Annotated in this window: 2 protein-coding genes; both read left to right on the forward strand. The window is 63.2% G+C overall.

What is annotated here, in order from left to right; translation table 11 throughout:
- Nucleotides 1-212 precede the first annotated feature (212 nt).
- Nucleotides 213-1,748, forward strand: a complete 1,536-nt coding sequence (gene istA / locus RN01_RS31445; RefSeq protein WP_017515457.1) for an IS21 family transposase — start codon at nt 213-215, stop codon at nt 1,746-1,748.
- Between the two features lie 21 nt (nt 1,749-1,769).
- Nucleotides 1,770-2,522: an IS21-like element helper ATPase IstB gene (gene istB, locus RN01_RS31450; protein WP_017515458.1), complete on the forward strand. Its 753-nt coding sequence runs from the start codon at nt 1,770-1,772 to the stop codon at nt 2,520-2,522.
- Nucleotides 2,523-2,651: the final 129 nt, after the last annotated feature.

Genomic DNA, 2,651 nt, shown 5'->3' on the forward strand with positions numbered 1-2,651 from the left:
TGCGTTTTCCGCGCCAAACTGGACACCCATTCCACGGCAAACTGGACACTGATTCCACGGCAATCTGGACGGCCATTCCAGCGCAAACTGGACACTGATTCCGCCTCAAACTGGACAGTTTGAGGCGGCCAAGAAGGGCGTAGCAACGCGGGATAACCGTGGCACTCTGGCAGATTTTTCCGGGGTGTCAGTTGGCCAACAAGAGGTTATCCATGCGTAAAATCCAAGAAGTATTGCGGCTGTATTTCGGCCACAGCCGATCGAAGCGAGAAATCGCTCGCATCATTGGCGTCTCGCCGACCACCGTGTCCGATTACTTGGCACGTGCCAAGTTGGCGGGCCTGAGTTATCCGCTGCCGTCGGAGTTGGACGAACCGTCCCTGGAACGGCTGCTGTTCCCGCCCAGCGAGCCGTCTTCGGTGCAGCGACCAGCGCCGGACTGGCTGCGCGTCCACAACGAACTGCGCGGCAAGGGCGTGACACTGGAATTGCTGTGGCAGGAGTACAAGGCCGGGCAGGAGGACGGCTTCCAGTACAGCGCCTTCTGCGACCACTACCGGCGCTGGCGCCAGCGGCTGTCGCTGTCGATGCGCCAGACCCACACGCCGGGAGAGAAGCTGTTCATCGACTACGCCGGCCAGACGGTGGCCGTGACGGACGGTGCTACTGGCGAGATCAAGCAGGCCCAGATCTTCGTTGCCGTTCTGGGCGCGTCGAACTACACCTACATCGAGGCGACCTGGTCCCAACAACTGCCCGACTGGATCGCCAGCCATGTGCGTGCCCTGAACTTCTTCGGCGGTTGCACCGAGTTGTGGGTGCCGGACAATCTGCGCAGCGGCGTGACCAAGGCGTCGCGCTACGAGCCGGACCTTAACCCGACCTATCAGGACCTTGCCAACCACTACGGCGTGGCTGTGCTGCCGGCCCGCGTACGCCGCCCCAAGGACAAATCGAAAGTGGAGAATGCGGTGTTGGTGATGTCGCGCTGGGTGCTGGCGCGCCTGCGCCATCAGCGCTTCTTCAGCCTTGGCGAACTGAACCGCGAGATGCGTGCCCTGCTGACCGCCCTGAACCAACGCCCGTTCAAGAAGCTGCCCGGCAGCCGCGCCAGCGCCTTCGCCGAAATGGATCAACCAGCCTTGCGCCCCTTGCCAGCACAGCCCTATGAGTACGCCGAGTGGAAGCTTGCCCGAGTCGGCGTTGACTACCACGTCGAGGTCGACGGTCACTACTACTCGGTTCCTTACCAACACGCACGCGAGCAGGTCGATGTGCGCGTCACCGGAGCGACGGTCGAGATCTTCCGACACGGCCAGCGGCTGGCCAGTCATGCCCACTGCGCCTTCAAGGGCCGGCACACGACGGTTGACATGCATATGCCGCGGACCCACCGCGAGGTCGCAGGCTGGAGCGCGGAGAAACTGACCAGCCGGGCTACTGCCATCGGCCCCCGCTGCACCACGCTGGTCGAACGCTTGTTGCACCAGCGGCGCCATCCGCAGCAGGCGTTCCGCAGTTGCCTGGGTGTGCTTCGGCTGGGACAGGAGTTCGGCAACGCGCGCCTCGAAGCGGCCTGCGCGCATGCACTCAAACTCAACGCCGTGAGTTGGAAGAGCCTGCAATCGATCCTCAAGAATAGCCTGGACTTGCAGACCCCGCCGGGCGCGCAACGCACGCTCGACCTGCCGGAGCACGAGAACCTGCGCGGCGCCCACTACTACCAATCGAACTCCATCCTGCACTGAAGCGCGAACGAAAGGAAAATGATGCTGCACCATCCCACCTACGACAAGCTGAACAAGCTGCGCCTGTTCGGCATGGCGCGCGCCTTGCACGATCAGGGCAGCCTGGACCTTGATCACCTCGGCTTCGAAGAGCGCCTCGGCCTGCTGGTTGACCGTGAGGCAACCGAGCGTGATGGGCGGCAGTTGGCTTTGCGCCTAGTGCGCGCCAAGCTCAAGCCGAATACGGTTGCCGAAGACACCGACTACCGCCACGCACGAGGACTGGACAAGCCATTGTTCCAGCGCCTGCTGGCCGGGCAGTGGCTGTCTGAGAAGCAGAACGTGCTGCTGACCGGCCCGACGGGCGTGGGCAAGACTTGGCTCGCTTGCGCGCTGGCCCACCAAGCGTGCCGTCAGGGCTACAGCGCCTACTACGTGCGCTTGCCGCGCCTGCTCGACGAACTGAGCATCGGCCGAGCCGACGGCCGTTACACCAAATTGCTCAAGCAGTTGGCCAGAATTGACGCCTTGGTGATCGACGACTGGGGTCTGGCTGTCCTCGACGATGTGCACCGCCGCGATCTACTGGAGGTGCTCGACGACCGCCACGGCGCCCGCTCGACCATCGTCACCAGCCAATTGCCGATCGATCACTGGCACGCCGCCATCGGCGATGCCACATTGGCCGACGCGATCCTCGACCGGCTCGTCCATAACGCGCATCAGCTCACGTTGAAAGGTGATTCCATGCGAAAAATGCGCGCCCGTTTGACAGCGCAGACTGACCAGGAGTAAAAACCGAACATCGACCCCGCGTCGCTGCGCCCGTAGTGTCCAGTTTGGCCTGGAACGCGTGTCCAGTTTGCGTTGGAACAGGTGCCCAGTTTGCGGCGGAGCGGGTGTCCAGGTTCGGCGGAATACGCA

It is taken from the genome of Cupriavidus sp. SHE, assembly GCF_000812445.1.
Taxonomy (GTDB): Bacteria; Pseudomonadota; Gammaproteobacteria; order Burkholderiales; family Burkholderiaceae; genus Cupriavidus; species Cupriavidus metallidurans.

What these genes read in the sequence shown, in the direction of transcription:
- istB (WP_017515458.1), top strand. Translation starts at nt 1,770, where the DNA reads ATGCTGCACCATCCCACCTACGACAAGCTGAACAAGCTGCGCCTGTTC.
- istA (WP_017515457.1), top strand. Translation starts at nt 213, where the DNA reads ATGCGTAAAATCCAAGAAGTATTGCGGCTGTATTTCGGCCACAGCCGA.